This is a genomic window from Streptomyces sp. NP160, from assembly GCF_006335115.1.
GTDB lineage: Bacteria > Actinomycetota > Actinomycetes > Actinomycetales > Quadrisphaeraceae > Quadrisphaera.
In genome coordinates, this window is sequence record NZ_VDMJ01000029.1 from 54859 (window position 1) to 69489 (window position 14631).

Here is a 14631-nt window from a genome sequence, read left to right on the forward strand (position 1 = left end):
GGCCTCGTCCTGTGATCCACAGCGGCTCCCCGCGGGCGCTCGCCGCGAACCCCCCGGACGCCCGGGGCGGGCCGGGTAGCGTGCTCGCCGTGCCCGCTCGCGACTCCCGGCCCCTGAGCGCGCCCGGGCGACCGCTGGCGGACGTCGCAGCCCTCCTGGGAGCGCCCGTCCCGGCCGGCGCGGAGCACCTCGTGGTCACCGGTGTGGTGCTCGACTCCCGCCGCGCCCGGCCCGGTGACCTCTACGCCGCGCTGCCCGGCGCCCGCACCCACGGCGCCCGGTTCGCCGAGCAGGCCGCCTCCCTGGGCGCCACCGCCCTCCTCACCGACGCCGAGGGCGCGCGCCTGGCCGCCGCCGGCGGCGCCGCGGACCTGCCCGCCGTCGTCGTCGAGGACCCCCGCGCCGTCCTGGGCGCCGCCAGCGCGCTGGTCTGGGGCGAGCCCGCCGCGCACCTGCAGGTGCTCGGGGTCACCGGCACCAACGGCAAGACCACCGTCACCACGCTGCTGGAGTCCGCCCTGGAGCAGCTCGGCACGCCCACCGCGCTCGTGGGCACCGTCTGCACCCGCATCGCCGGTGAGGAGCTGCCCAGCGCCCGCACCACCCCGGAGGCGCCCGACCTGCACGCGCTGCTGGCGCTCGCGGTGGAGCGCGGGGCGCGGGCGGCGGCGCTGGAGGTCTCCAGCCACGCCGTGTCGCTGCACCGGGTGGACGGCCTCGTCCTCGACGTCGCCGCCTTCACCAACCTCTCCCAGGACCACCTCGACTTCCACCCCACGATGGAGGACTACTTCTCCGCCAAGGCCGCGCTGTTCACCTCCGAGCGCGCCCGCGCGGCCGTGGTCTGCGTGGACGGCGCCTGGGGGCGCCGACTCGCCGAGCGCAGCCGCGCCGCCGGGGTGCCCACCACCACCGTGAGCACGACGACGACGACGACGGGCGGGCCGGACGGCCCGGCGGCCGACTGGCGCGTGGACCCCGCGAGCGTGGGCGAGCGCTCCGACGGGCGGCCCGGCTCCGCCTTCGAGCTGACCTGCCCCGACGGCCGCGCCGTGCGCGCCGCGAGCCCGCTGCCGGGCACCTTCAACGTGGCCAACACCGCTGTGGCGGTGGCCGTGCTCGCCGCCGCCGGGCACGACCCGGGCGCCGCCGCCGCCGCGCTGGCCGGCGCGCGCGGCGTGCCCGGCCGCATGGAGGTCGTCGCACCTCCCACCGCGGGTCCGGCCGACCTCCCGGTGGGGGTGGTCGACTACGCCCACACCCCGGACGCCGTGGCCGCCGCCCTCGCCGCGCTGCGCCCGTCCACCGCCGGACGGCTCGTGGTGGTGCTCGGTGCCGGCGGGGACCGCGACCCCGGCAAGCGCGTCGCCATGGGCCTCGCCGCCGCCGCGGGCGCCGACGCCGTGGTCGTGACCGACGACAACCCCCGCTCGGAGGACCCGGCGGCGATCCGCGCCGCCGTGCTGGCCGGGGCGCGGGAGGCGGCAGGCCAGGAGGCCGAGGTGCTGGAGGTGCCCGACCGCCGCGAGGCCGTCGCCCGCGGGGTCGCCCTCGCGCTGGCCGGTGGCCCCGGCAGCACCGTGCTGGTGGCCGGCAAGGGCCACGAGCGCGGACAGGAGGTCGCAGGACGGGTGCACCCCTTCGACGACCGCGAAGAGCTCGCGGCCGCGCTGGCGGCCGCCCAGGAGGTGCGCGCATGATCCCGATCGCGCTGGGAGACGTCGCGGCCGCCACCGGCGGTCGCCTCACCGGAGGGGCCGACCCCTCCGCCGTGGTCAGCGGGGTGGTGGTCGACTCCCGCGCCGCCACCGGCGGTGACCTGTTCGCCGCCGTCCCGGGGGAGCGCGTGGACGGGCACGACCACGCCGCCGCCGCCCTCGGTGCCGGCGCCGTGGCGGTGCTCGCCGAGCGCGACCTGGGCGAGGACGTGCCCGCCGTCGTCGTCCCCGGCCGCGTGCTGGACGCGCTGCCGGCGCTGGCGGTGGAGGTGCTGGCCCGCCGCCGCGCGCTCGCGGACGACCCGGACCTCGCGGCGCCGTTCGACGTCGTCGCCGTCACCGGCAGCTCGGGCAAGACGAGCACCAAGGACCTGCTGGCCGCCGTGCTCGCGCCGCTCGGCCCCGTGGTGGCGCCGCCCGGCTCCTTCAACAACGAGCTGGGCGTGCCCCTGACCCTGCTGCGCGTGGAGGAGGGCACCCGCTCCCTCGTGGTGGAGATGGGCGCCCGGGGCCGCGGCCACATCGCCCACCTGTGCCAGCTGGCGCACCCCCGGGTCGGCGCCGTGCTCAACGTCGGCAGCGCCCACGTGGGCGAGTTCGGCAGCCCCGAGGCCATCGCCGTGGCCAAGGGCGAGCTGGTGGAGGCCCTGCCCCCGGCCGGCGGGCAGGACGGCGGGGTCGCCGTCCTCAACGCCGACGACCACCGCGTGGCGGCCATGGCCGAGCGCACCCGCGCCCGCGTGGTGACCTTCGGCTGGGGCGCCGGCGCCGACGTGCGCGCCGAGGACGTCCGCGTGGACGCCCACGGCCGGCCGTCCTTCACGCTGCACGCCCGCTCCGGCGACGAGGCCGCCAGCGCCGAGGTCTCGATGCAGCTGCACGGCGAGCACCACGTCTCCAACGCCCTGGCCGCCGCCGCGTGCGCCCTGGCCGTCGGCGCGCAGCTGGGCGACGTGGCCGACGCCCTGTCGGCCGCGCGCGCCGCCAGCCGCTGGCGCATGGAGGTCACCGAGCGCCCCGACGGCGTGGTCGTGGTGAACGACGCCTACAACGCCAACCCCGAGTCCGTGCGCGCCGCGCTGCGGGCGCTCAAGGCCATGCGCCGCCCCGGCGGGCGCACCTGGGCGGTCATCGGGGAGATGCTGGAGCTCGGCGACACCGCGCGCGACGAGCACGACGCGGTCGGCAGGTACGCCGTCCGCCTCGACGTCTCACGGCTGGTGGCCGTGGGGGAGGGGGCGCGGCCCGTGCACACCGGAGCGGTCCTGGAGGGCTCCTACGCCGACGAGTCGGTGTGGGTCGCTGACGCGGAGGCGGCGCACGCGCTGCTGGAGGCCGAGCTGCGGCCGGGGGACGTGGTGCTCGTCAAGAGCTCCCACGGCGCCGGGCTCCTGCACCTCGGGGACCGGCTCGCCCTCGAGGGCGCCCCCGCCGCGGCGGGGGGTGCGCACCCGTGAGGGGCATCCTCGTGGCGGGGTTCGCCTCGCTGGTGGTGGCGCTGTTCGGCACGCCGCTGTTCATCAGGTTCCTCGTGCACCGCGGGTACGGGCAGTTCATCCGCGACGACGGGCCCACCACCCACCACACCAAGCGCGGGACGCCCACCATGGGCGGCGCGGTGATCATCGCGGCGACGGTGCTGGGCTACGCCGTGGCGCACCTCGTCTTCATGACGCCGCCGTCGGTGTCCGGGCTGCTCGTGCTGGGGCTGATGGTCGGGCTGGGCGTGGTCGGGTTCCTCGACGACTTCATCAAGATCTCCAAGCAGCGCAGCCTGGGCCTGCGCAGCGTGCCCAAGCTCATCGGGCAGACCCTCGTGGGCCTGGTGTTCGCCGTCCTGGCGCTGCAGTTCCCCGACGACCGGGGCAACGCCCCCGCCTCGACCGCGATCTCCTTCACGCGCGACACCGCCGTGGACTTCGAGCGGCTCGGGATGATCGCCGGGGTGGTCCTGTTCGTGCTCTGGGCGCTGCTCATGGTGGCCGCCACCAGCAACGGCGTGAACCTCACCGACGGCCTCGACGGGCTGGCCAGCGGCGCCACCGCCGCGGTGGCCGGCGCCTTCGCCCTCATCGGCGTGTGGCAGTACAACCAGAACTGCGAGGGCCCGCGCATCACGGCCACGGCCCCGCTGGCGCCCTGCTACACCACGCGGGACCCGCTCGACCTGGCCGTGGTGGCGATCGCGCTCATGGCGGCCTGCATCGGCTTCCTGTGGTGGAACGCCTCGCCGGCCAAGATCTTCATGGGCGACACCGGCTCCCTGGCGCTCGGCGGAGCGCTGGCCGGCCTGGCCATCACCACCCGCACCGAGCTGCTGCTGGTGGTGCTGGGCGGGCTGTTCGTCATCATCGCCCTGTCGGTGGTGATCCAGGTCGGGTCGTTCAAGCTGACCCGCAAGCGCGTGTTCCGGATGGCGCCGCTGCAGCACCACTTCGAGCTGGTCGGCTGGGCCGAGGTCACCATCGTCACGCGCTTCTGGATCATCGCGGGGCTCTTCGTGGGCCTCGGCCTTGGCCTGTTCTACGGCGAGTGGGTGGTCGGCAGTGACATCTGAGACGTCCCGGACGAGCGCCCTGCCGGCCTGGCGGGCGGGCTCCTCCCGCGTCCCCGAGCGCGGTCCCGCCGACTGGGAGGGCCTGCGGGTGGTCGTCGCCGGCTTCGCCGTCTCCGGCGCGGCCGCCGCCTACGCGCTCGCCGAGCGCGGCGCGAAGGTCCTCGCCGTCGACTCCCGCGAGGGCGCCGGTGAGCAGGAGCGCGCCAAGCTCCTCGACGTCCTCGGCGGCAGGGTGGCCCTCGGGCCCGGCGCCTCGGACGCCCTCCACACCGTCGACGGGAACCCGCCGGACCTCGTCATCGCCTCGCCGGGCTGGCGCCCGTCGGCGCCACTGCTCGCGCAGGCCGCCCGCGCCGGCATCCCGGTCTGGGGCGAGGTCGAGCTGGCCTGGCGGCTGCGCGGCACGGCCGGCCCCGTCGGCGCCCCCGTGGGCCCGGCCTCCTCGGCCCCGTGGCTGTGCGTCACCGGGACCAACGGCAAGACCACGACGACGACGATGCTCGCGAGCATCCTGCGGGCCCACGGCCTGCGCGCCACCACGGCCGGCAACATCGGCACCCCGCTGGTGGAGGCCGTGCTCGACCCGGCCGGCGCCGACGTGCTGGCCGTGGAGCTGTCCAGCTTCCAGCTGCACGGCGCGCACACGCTGGCCCCGCGCGCCTCCGCCGTCCTCAACCTCGCGGCCGACCACCTCGACTGGCACGGGTCGATGGGCGCGTACGCCGCCGACAAGGGCCGCATCTACACCGACACCGAGCGCGCGTGCGTCTACAACGCCGACGAGAGGCCCGACGGCCAGGACTGGCCCACCACCGAGCAGCTCGTCGTGGACGCCGACGTGCAGGAGGGCTGCCGCGCCATCGGCTTCACGCTCGGCGTGCCCGGCCTGTCGATGCTCGGCGTGGTGGACGACGTCCTCGCCGACCGCGCCTACGTGGCCGACCGCGCGAACAGCGCCGCCGAGCTGTGCACCCTGGCCGACCTCGCCGACGCCTCCGGCGGCGTGGTGGCCCCGCACGTGGTGGCCAACGCCCTCGCGGCCGCCGCGCTGGCCCGCGCGCACGGCGTCTCCCAGCAGGCCGTGCGCGACGGGCTGCTGTCCACCCGGCCGGGCGCCCACCGCATCGCGGTGGTGGCCCGCTCCGGCGGCGTGGCCTGGGTGGACGACTCCAAGGCCACCAACGCCCACGCCGCCGCCGCCTCGCTGGCCGGCGCCGCGGCCGCGGCGGGCCCGGACGCCCACGACGGCACCCGCGTGGTGTGGGTGGCCGGCGGCCTGGCCAAGGGCGCCCAGTTCGACGACCTCGTCGGCGCCCAGGCCTCCCGCCTGCGGGCCGCGGTGCTCATCGGCACCGACCGCGAGCCGCTGCGCGGCGCCCTGGAGCGGCGCGCCCCGGGCGTGCCCGTGGTCGAGGTCGACGCCGCCGCGGCGTCGGCCGCCGGAGGCGTCATGCCCGCCGCCGTGCGCGCCGCCGCGGCCGCGGCGCTGCCCGGGGACGTGGTGCTGCTGGCGCCCGCCTCGGCGTCGATGGACCAGTTCAGCAGCTACGCCGAGCGCGGCGACGCCTTCGCCGCGGCCGTCCGCGCCCTCCTGGACCCCTCGACCGACGACTCGACCGGCAGCTCGACCGAGGGGGAGGGCTGACCGTGGCCACCAGGACGACGGGCACCACCACGATCGACCTGCGCGACGGGGTCGCCCCCTCGGCGACCACCTCGGCCGCGGGCACCCCCGCGCCGGACCGGCGCGCCCCGCGGCCGGCGCCCCGGCGCCCGGCGCTGACGCGGCGCCAGCACGCCGCCGCCTGGGGCGACGCGCTGCTGGGCGGTCCGCTGCCCGGGCGCCTGGCCCGCTGGGACACGCCGCTGCTCACCTACGGCGTGCTGCAGGGCGCGGTGGTCATGCTCGTGGCCATCGGCCTGGTCATGGTGCTGTCCAGCTCCAGCGTGGAGTCGATCGCGGACGGCAGGTCGCCGTTCCAGGTGGTCCTCTCGCAGGCGCCGTTCGCGGTGCTCGGGCTGGTGGCGATGCTCGTCGCCGCGCGGCTGCCGCCGGTCTTCTGGCGCCGGGTGGCGCCCGTGGTCGTCGTCGTCGCGGCCGTGCTGGAGTCGCTCGTGCTGACGCCGCTGGGCGTCGACGTGGGCGGCAACAGGAACTGGGTGCGCATCGGGTCCGTCCAGGGCCAGCCGTCGGAGCTCGGCAAGGTCGCGCTGGTCCTGTGGTGCGCCGTGGTGCTGGCGAGCAAGCACAGGCTGCTGCACCAGCCGCTGCGCTGGGGCCTGCCGCTGGCCCTCGGCGTGGTGCCCGTCATCGGCTTCGTGCTGGCCGGCGGCGACCTCGGCACCTCGATGGTCATGGCGCTCGTGGTGGCCGGCGCGCTCTTCGCGGCCGGTGTGCCGCTGCGCCACCTGGCGGTCATGGCGCTGGTCGGCCTGGTGGCCGTCGCGGCCTTCGCCAGCACCGGCAACCGGATCACCCGCATCGAGGCCTTCCTCGGCGGCAACACCGACCGCCTCGGCAGCGGCTACCAGGCCACGAGCGGCCTCTACGCCCTCGCCTCGGGCGGCCTGACGGGCCTGGGCCTGGGCGGCAGCCGCCAGAAGTGGAGCTGGCTGCCCGAGGCCCACAACGACTACATCTTCGCCATCCTGGGCGAGGAGCTCGGGCTGGTCGGCACGCTCGTCGTCCTCGCGCTGTTCGTGGTCTTCGGCTGGTGCTGCGCGCGGGTGGTGCGCCGCAGCAAGGACCTGTTCGCCGCCGTGCTCGTGGCCGGCGTCATGGTGTGGGTGCTCGGCCAGGCCGCCGTCAACATCGCCGTCGTCATCGGGCTCGCCCCGGTGCTCGGCGTGCCCCTGCCGCTCATCTCGGCGGGTGGCTCGGCGCTGCTGTGCACCCTGCTCGGCGTCGGCCTGGTGCTCTCGTGCGCCCGCCACAGCCCCGGGGCGCAGGCCGCGCTGAGCGCCCGCCCCGGCCTGGTGCGCCGGTCCCTGGCCGTGGTCTCCCGGGGAGGGCGCCGGTGAGCGCCCCCGCGAGCCGGCCGCTGGCGGTGCTGCTCGCCGGCGGCGGCACCACCGGGCACGTCTCGCCGCTGCTGGCCCTGGCCGACTGCCTCCGCCGCCGCGACCCCGCCACCGGCGTGCTCGTGCTCGGCACGAACGAGGGCCTCGAGGCCCGGCTGGTGCCCGCGCGCGGCTACGAGCTGGCCGTGGTGCCCCGCGTGCCGCTGCCCCGCAAGCCCTCGACGGCGCTGCTGCGCCTGCCCGGGCGCCTCCTGAGCGCCGTGCGCGCCGCTGAGCGCGCCGTCGTGCAGGCGGGGGAGGCCGTGGGCGCCCCGCGCGCGGACGTCGTCGTCGGCGTGGGCGGCTACGTGGCCGTGCCCGCCTACCTCGCGGCGCGCCGGATGGGCGTGCCCGTGGTGGTGCACGAGGCCAACTTCCGCCCGGGGGTGGCCAACCGCCTCGGCGCGAAGCTCACCCGGCACGTGGCCACGACGTTCCCCGGCACCGACCTGCACGGGCAGGGCGGCACCGGCGAGCTCACGGGGCTGCCCATGCGCACCGAGGTGACCCGCCTGGACCGGGAGGCCCGGCGGGCGGAGGCCCGTGCGGCGTTCGACCTGCACCCGGACGCCCCCACGCTGCTCGTGACCGGCGGGTCGCTGGGCGCCCAGCGGCTCAACACGGCCGTGGTCGAGGGCGCTGCGGAGCTGCTCGCCGCGCCGGCCGGCGGCGGTCCGGCGCCGCAGGTGCTGCACCTCACGGGCGCCGGGAAGGCGGTGGCGCCCTCCGGGCTGCCGGACGGCGCCGTCTACCGGGTGCTGGAGTACACCGACCGCATGGACCTGGCCTACGCCGCTGCTGACCTGGTGCTCTGCCGCGCCGGCGCGGGCACGGTCTGCGAGACCACGGCCGTGGGGCTGCCCGCCGTGTACGTGCCGCTGCCCGTCGGCAACGGCGAGCAGCGCCTCAACGCGGCGGGAGCGGTGGCCGCCGGGTCCGCCCTGCTGGTCGACGACGCCGACGTCACCGCCGACTGGGTCCGCGGTCCGCTGCGCGACCTGCTCACCGACGCCGACGGCGCGGGCCGCCTGGCGGCGATGGCGGCGGCCGCCGGCTCGTCGTCGGTGGCGGCAGGGGCCCGCGACGGCGACGAGCGCCTCGCCGACCTCGTCGAGCGCGCCGCCGGGCGGCGCACGGAGGAGGCGCGGTGAGCGCGCGCTTCGACCTCGCCGCGCCGGTGCCGCCGCTGTCCGAGCTGGGCGCGGTGCACTTCATCGGCGTCGGGGGAGTGGGGGTCTCCGGGGTCGCGCGGATCATGCTCGAGCGCGGCGTGGCGGTCTCCGGCAGCGACGCGAAGGACCTCCCGGTCATGGATGCGCTGCGCGCCCTCGGTGGCCGGGTGGCCGCCGGGTTCGACCCGGAGCGCCTCCACGGGGCCGACACGGTGGTGGCCGGCTCGGCCATCCGCGAGGACAACCCCGAGCTGGCCGCCGCCCGCGCCGCCGGGCAGCGCGTGCTGCACCGCTCCCAGGGCCTGGCGGCGCTCATGGCGGGGCTGCGCGGGGTGGCCGTGGCGGGCACCAACGGCAAGACCACCACCACCGCCATGCTCGTGGCGACCCTCGCCCACGCCGGCGCCGACCCGTCCTTCGCCGTGGGCGGTGAGCTGGTCGGGGTGGGCACCAACGCCCGCCACGGGTCGGGCGACGTCTTCGTGGCCGAGGCCGACGAGTCCGACTCGAGCTTCCTCGTGTACGCCCCCGAGGTCTCCGTGGTCACCAACGTCCAGCCCGACCACCTCGACCACCACGGCGACTACGCCGGCGTGCAGGCCGCCTTCGCCGCCTTCGCCGCCCGCATCCGGCCCGGTGGGGTGCTCGTGGCCTGCGCCGACGACCCCGGCTCCGCGGGGCTGGCCGCCGCCTTCCAGGCCCGTGAGGACGACGGCGGCGCCGGTGGCGGCCGGCGCGTGGTGACCTTCGGCGGGGCGCCCGAGGCCGACGTGCGCGTCAGCGCCGCCGACGCCTCCGGCGGGCGGATCGCCGTCGACCTCACCGCCGCCCCGGGGGCTGCCGGCCCGCACGCCCCCGACGGCTGGAGCGGCCGCGTGCAGCTGACCGTGCCCGGCTGGCACAACGCCCTCGACGCGGCCGCCGCGTGGGCCGCCGCCGTGGCGCTGGGCACCGACCCTGCCACCGCCCGCGACGGCCTGGAGTCCTTCGCGGGCACCCGGCGCCGCTTCGAGCCGCGCGGCGAGGCCGGCGGCGTGCGCGTCTACGACGACTACGCGCACAACCCCGCCAAGGTGGCCGCAGCCGTGGCCACCGGCCGGCAGGTGGCCGGTGACGGGCGCCTCGTCGTGGCCTTCCAGCCGCACCTGTACTCGCGCACCCGGGACTTCGCCGCCGAGTTCGGCGCGGCGCTGTCCGGGGCCGACGAGGTGGTGGTCATGGACGTCTACGCGGCCCGCGAGGACCCGCTGCCGGGCGTGACCGGGGCGCTCGTGGCCGAGCGCGTGACCGCGCCGGCGCGCGTGTCCTTCGAGCCCGACCGGGCCGCGGCGGCGCCGGCGCTGCTGGAGCGAGCCCGCCCCGGCGACCTCGTGCTGACCGTGGGCGCCGGCGACGTCACCGCCGTCGCGGCGGAGGTGCTGTCCCTGCTCGAGGCCGGCGCCGGCGCGGACGGGACCGGCGCGTGAGCCCCGCCGGTCGCCGCCCACCGGCCCCGGTGCGCCGGCCGGCACCGCCGCGCCCGCAGCGCGACCCCGACCCGCAGGTGCGCCTGCCCGAGACCGGCCCCGCCACGGGGCCCGGCGCCGACCGCCCCGCCCCTCGGCCCGAGCCCCACCACGAGCCCCGGTTCCCCGCGGGGGCGCAGCCCCCGCCCGGCGGGCCGCGCCTCGACCAGCAGCCCGCGCGCCCCCCGGTGCGCGGTGGCCGCGCCGGAAGGCCCGCTCGGGCCGCCGGCGCCGAGCGCGACCCGGCGGCCCGCCGCCGGCTCCTGTGGCGCGCGCTCGCGGTGGCGGCGCTCGTCGTCGTCCTCGTCGGCCTGGTGGTGTGGGCGCTGCTCTTCAGCTCGCTCACGGCCCTGCGCACCGTGGTCGTCACCGGCGCCGAGCGCACCGGGGCGCCGGCGGTGCAGCAGGCCGCCGCAGACCAGCTGGGCCGGCCGCTCCTGCGCGTCGACACCGGCGCGGTCACCGAGCGGGTGGAGCAGCTGCCGTGGGTGGCCTCCGTCCAGGTGCACCGCGACCCCGCCCACCGCCTGCGGGTCGTCGTGGTGGAGAAGACGCCCGTGGCGGCCGTCCCCGCCCCGGGCGGCGCTGCCGGCGTCGTCCTCATCGACGGCGACGGCGCCACCATCACCACCGCCGACGCCGCCCCCGAGGGCGTGCCGCTGGTCCAGGTGGACCCCGGCCGCGGCGACGCGGTGCGCGCCGCCTCCGCGGTGGCCCTGGCGCTGCCGGCGGCGCTGCGCGAGCAGGTCTCCGCCGTGACCGCCACCGGCCCCGACGACGTGCGCCTGGCGCTGCGCAGCGGCCAGTCGGTCGTGTGGGGGGCCCCCGGGGACGACGCGCTCAAGGCGCGCGTGGCGGAGCAGCTGCTGCCCCGGGAGGGCGTCGGCCGGGTGGACGTCAGCGCCCCGCTGGCCCCGGCGACCGCCCCCTGACGCCGGGGCGCCACGGGTGCCGGTCGAGATGTCCCCGTGATCTGCCCGTGATCTGGCGGACAGTGCGTGCGGGATTCTCGAGGACGTCTTCCCGACTTCCGCGAGGGGTCGTGGAAGTCGGCTGCTGCGGCTGCGGCGGTGCCCCCTGTGAGGGGCTCCCAGGGTGCGCCTCTACGCTCCTGATCGCCCGAACGGGCGGTCCACCGCCGCGTGGGTCGTGCTCGCCGTAGCGCTCTGTCAGCGGTTGTGAGCACAGCGCTGCGATGGCAGAGCCGCTGTTCAGCAGTGGCGGCGTGGGGAGTTGTGGGTTTCGGCGTCCGGCCCCTAGCCTGCAAACAACACCGTTGTGACATAACGTTCAACCTCCACGTGAGGTTGAGACTTCACCGGGGCCTGAGGGGGCCCCGGGAGCAGCAGATCCGGGGTCGGCAGGCCCGAAGCGATCGGGGAGAGCAGGGGACCGTGGCGGCACCGCAGAACTACTTGGCGGTCATCAAGGTGGTGGGCGTTGGCGGGGGCGGCGTGAACGCCGTGAACCGCATGATCGAGGTCGGCCTCAAGGGGGTCGAGTTCATCGCCGTCAACACCGACGCGCAGGCGCTGCTGATGAGCGACGCCGACGTCAAGCTCGACGTCGGCCGCGAGCTCACGCGGGGCCTGGGCGCCGGAGCCGACCCCGAGGTCGGCCGCAAGGCGGCCGAGGACCACGCCGAGGAGATCGAGGAGGTCCTGCGCGGGGCCGACATGGTCTTCGTCACCGCCGGTGAGGGCGGCGGCACCGGCACCGGCGGCGCGCCCGTCGTGGCCCGCATGGCCCGTGCGCTCGGCGCGCTGACCATCGGCGTCGTCACCCGGCCGTTCACCTTTGAGGGACGCCGCCGCGCCACGAGCGCGGAGTCGGGCATCGCCGAGCTGCGCGACCAGGTCGACACGCTCATCGTCATCCCCAACGACCGGCTGCTGTCCATCAGCGACCGCGGCGTCAGCGTCCTGGACGCCTTCAAGTCGGCGGACCAGGTGCTGCTGTCCGGTGTGCAGGGCATCACCGACCTCATCACCACCCCCGGTCTGATCAACCTCGACTTCGCCGACGTGAAGTCCGTCATGAGCAACGCGGGCTCCGCGCTCATGGGCATCGGCTCCTCCCGCGGCGACAACCGCGCGGTGGAGGCCGCTGAGCTGGCGATCTCCTCGCCGCTGCTCGAGGCCAGCATCGACGGCGCGCACGGCGTGCTGCTGTCCATCCAGGGCGGCTCCGACCTCGGCCTGTTCGAGATCAACGAGGCCGCGCGGATGGTGCAGGAGGCCGCGCACCCCGAGGCCAACATCATCTTCGGCGCCGTCATCGACGACGCCCTGGGCGACGAGGTGCGGGTCACCGTCATCGCCGCCGGCTTCGACGGCGGCGTGCCGCAGGCCCGCCGCGACGAGCGCCGCGCCGAGCCCGCCCCCGCGGCCGTCTCGCTGCCCCGCACCCCGGCCGTGCCGACCGGTGGCGCCCCCGGCCGCCCGGCCCACAGCGGCTTCGGCGCCGGCCCGGCGGGCCCGTCCGCGCCGCGGACCGGCCAGCAGCCGGCCGTGGCGGCCCCCGCGCGCGCCGCGGGTCCCCGCACCGGCCAGACCCCGGCCGTGCCGGCCGACCGCCCGAGCTGGCAGGCGCCGGCCCGTGCGGCCGCGCCCTCGCCCTACGGCGAGGCGGCTCCCGCCCGCCAGCAGCCGGCGCCCCAGGCCGACCTGCGCGACGACCGGCACGACTCCCGTGCCGACCGGGACGGCTACGGCGAGCAGTACGACTCCGGCTACAGCGACTGGCGCAGCCCGCAGGGCACGCCCAGCGCCCTGGACGACGGACCGGGCGCCGAGCCCGCCCCGGCGCCCGCGTACGCGGCGAACCAGCTGCCGGGCCAGTACGACGGCGGGCACGGCGGCGTCCACACCGGCAGCCACGCCGCCGTGGAGCGCGAGCCCGCCCGCGCCCGCTACGGCCGCGCCGAGCCGGAGGACCTCGACGTCCCCGACTTCCTGAAGTAGCGCTCCCGGCGCTCCGGCGCCGACCGGGTCCGCCCCGCGCGGCGGACCCGCCTGGAGGTCGGGCAGGCTCGTCCCATGGCGAGCCCGCCCGACCTCTTCGCGTCCCACCCCTCGCCCGAGCCCGCCCCCGCGAGCGGCGCCTCCGTGACGACGTGGCGGCGCGACCTGCCCGGAGGGTCCTCCTGGGCGCTGTCGGGCGGCGCGGACCTGGCCGACCACACCGGTGGCGACGTGCGCGCCGCGCGCGCGGCCCGCGCGTCGCTGGCCGCCGACGTCGGCGTCCTCCCCGACCGGCTGCTCGTGGCGCGGCAGGTGCACGGCGCCACCGCCGTCCTGGCTCGCGGCCCGTGGGACGGACCGCCCCCGGAGGCGGACGCGCTGGTCACCGACGTCCCGGGGCTGGCGCTGGCGGTGCTCGTGGCCGACTGCGTGCCCGTGCTGCTGGCCGACCCGGCCGCCGGCGTCGTGGCGGTGGCGCACGCGGGGCGCCGCGGCATGGACGCCGGCGTGGTCGGCGCCGCCGTGGCGCTGATGGCCGAGGTGGGCGCCGAGCCCTCGCGCACCCGCGCGGCGCTGGGGCCGTCGGTGTGCGGCCGGTGCTACGAGGTGCCCGCGGCGATGCGCGCGGAGGTGGCCGGCCGCCACCCCGTCGCGGCCACGTGTACCTGGACGGGGACGCCGGCGCTCGACGTGGCGGCCGGCGTGCTGGAGCAGCTGGCCGACCTGGGCGTGGCGGCCGAGCAGCTGCCGGGCTGCACCGTGGAGGACGAGGCGCTGGGGTCGGTGCGCCGCTCGGGCCCGGGCGCTCCGCGCTGGGCGGGGCTGGCGTGGAGGCGGGGGTGAGCGCGGTGGACAGGGCGCAGGAGCTGGCGCAGAACCTGGCGGCGGTGCGTCGCCGCGTCGCCGACGCCGAGTCCGCTGCCGGCCGGGCCGACGGGTCCGTGCAGCTGGTGGTGGTGACCAAGACCTTCCCCGCGCAGGACGTGCGGCTGCTGGCCGGCTGCGGCGCCACCGACGTGGGGGAGAGCCGGGAGCCGGAGGCCGGGCAGAAGGCGCGCGCCTGCGCGGACCTGGGGCTGCGCTGGCACCAGGTGGGGCAGGTGCAGACCAAGAAGGCCGCCGCGGTGGCCGCCTGGGCCGACGTCGTGCACTCCGTGGACCGGGAGCGCCTCGTCGCGGCGCTGGAGCGGGGGCACCGCCGGGCGCTGGACGAGGGGGAGCGCCCGCACGGGCACGTCCTGGACGTCCTCGTGCAGGTGGACCTCGCCGACGACGACGAGCGCGACCCCGGCCGCGGGGGCGCCGCGCCGCGCGACGTGGACGAGCTGGCCGCCGCGGTGGCAGCGGCCGAGGGGCTGCGGCTGGCGGGCGTGATGGCGGTGGCGCCGGCCGGGGTCGACCCCCGCGGTCCCTTCGAGCGGCTCGCGCAGGTGGCGGCCGCGGTGCGCGCGGCGCACCCCGGCGCCACGGCCGTCTCGGCCGGCATGAGCGGTGACCTGGAGGCCGCCGTGGCCGCCGGCGCGACACACGTGCGTGTCGGCCGCGCCGTGCTGGGCGCGCGGCCCGCCATCGTGTAACTTCTGTGACTAGCGAGACAAGAGAGGCTCAAGAGCCCTAAGGGGCTGGCGGGTCACGAGGGTGTCGCGCCGGACGCCG

General features: G+C 77.8%; 10 protein-coding genes and 1 pseudogene. All 11 read left to right on the plus strand.

The window, feature by feature from the left end; genetic code table 11:
- Positions 1 to 89 precede the first annotated feature (89 nt).
- The 11 genes and pseudogenes from FHN55_RS15545 to FHN55_RS15595 all read left to right on the plus strand — a co-directional run bounded on the left by FHN55_RS15545 (position 90) and on the right by FHN55_RS15595 (position 14552).
- Positions 90 to 1700, plus strand: coding sequence for a UDP-N-acetylmuramoyl-L-alanyl-D-glutamate--2,6-diaminopimelate ligase (locus FHN55_RS15545; RefSeq protein WP_139713236.1), 1611 nt, complete (start codon positions 90 to 92; stop codon positions 1698 to 1700).
- A complete protein-coding gene (gene murF, locus FHN55_RS15550; RefSeq protein ID WP_139713237.1) occupies positions 1697 to 3175 on the plus strand; it encodes a UDP-N-acetylmuramoyl-tripeptide--D-alanyl-D-alanine ligase in 1479 nt (492 codons plus the stop codon). Before FHN55_RS15545 ends, murF begins: the two co-directional genes overlap by 4 nt.
- Positions 3172 to 4275, plus strand: a complete 1104-nt coding sequence (mraY, locus tag FHN55_RS15555) for a phospho-N-acetylmuramoyl-pentapeptide-transferase (protein ID WP_139713238.1) — start codon at positions 3172 to 3174, stop codon at positions 4273 to 4275. Before murF ends, mraY begins: the two co-directional genes overlap by 4 nt.
- A 19-nt stretch (positions 4276 to 4294) precedes the next feature.
- Positions 4295 to 5920 carry a UDP-N-acetylmuramoyl-L-alanine--D-glutamate ligase gene (gene murD, locus FHN55_RS15560; RefSeq protein WP_139713282.1) on the plus strand — a complete coding sequence of 542 codons (1626 nt, stop codon included), beginning with the start codon at positions 4295 to 4297 and terminating at the stop codon, positions 5918 to 5920.
- 2 nt (positions 5921 to 5922) lie between these two features.
- A complete protein-coding gene (gene ftsW / locus FHN55_RS15565; RefSeq protein WP_218974715.1) occupies positions 5923 to 7296 on the plus strand; it encodes a putative lipid II flippase FtsW in 1374 nt (457 codons plus the stop codon).
- A 20-nt stretch (positions 7297 to 7316) separates the two neighbouring features.
- On the plus strand, positions 7317 to 8486 hold the full coding sequence (locus FHN55_RS15570) for a glycosyltransferase (protein ID WP_139713284.1): 1170 nt from the start codon (positions 7317 to 7319) through the stop codon (positions 8484 to 8486).
- Positions 8483 to 9973: a UDP-N-acetylmuramate--L-alanine ligase gene (murC, locus tag FHN55_RS15575; RefSeq protein WP_139713239.1), complete on the plus strand. Its 1491-nt coding sequence runs from the start codon at positions 8483 to 8485 to the stop codon at positions 9971 to 9973. Before FHN55_RS15570 ends, murC begins: the two co-directional genes overlap by 4 nt.
- Positions 9970 to 10944: a cell division protein FtsQ/DivIB gene (locus tag FHN55_RS15580; RefSeq protein WP_139713240.1), complete on the plus strand. Its 975-nt coding sequence runs from the start codon at positions 9970 to 9972 to the stop codon at positions 10942 to 10944. Before murC ends, FHN55_RS15580 begins: the two co-directional genes overlap by 4 nt.
- 462 nt (positions 10945 to 11406) lie before the next feature.
- A pseudogene (gene ftsZ / locus FHN55_RS15585) lies at positions 11407 to 12612 on the plus strand (cell division protein FtsZ); the annotation flags it as partial.
- A 438-nt stretch (positions 12613 to 13050) separates the two neighbouring features.
- Positions 13051 to 13818 carry a polyphenol oxidase family protein gene (locus FHN55_RS15590; RefSeq protein ID WP_139713241.1) on the plus strand — a complete coding sequence of 256 codons (768 nt, stop codon included), beginning with the start codon at positions 13051 to 13053 and terminating at the stop codon, positions 13816 to 13818.
- Complete coding sequence (locus tag FHN55_RS15595; protein ID WP_139713242.1) at positions 13815 to 14552, plus strand: YggS family pyridoxal phosphate-dependent enzyme; 738 nt, start codon at positions 13815 to 13817, stop codon at positions 14550 to 14552. The genes FHN55_RS15590 and FHN55_RS15595 overlap by 4 nt, the downstream gene beginning before the upstream one ends.
- The last annotated feature ends 79 nt before the right edge of the window (positions 14553 to 14631 follow it).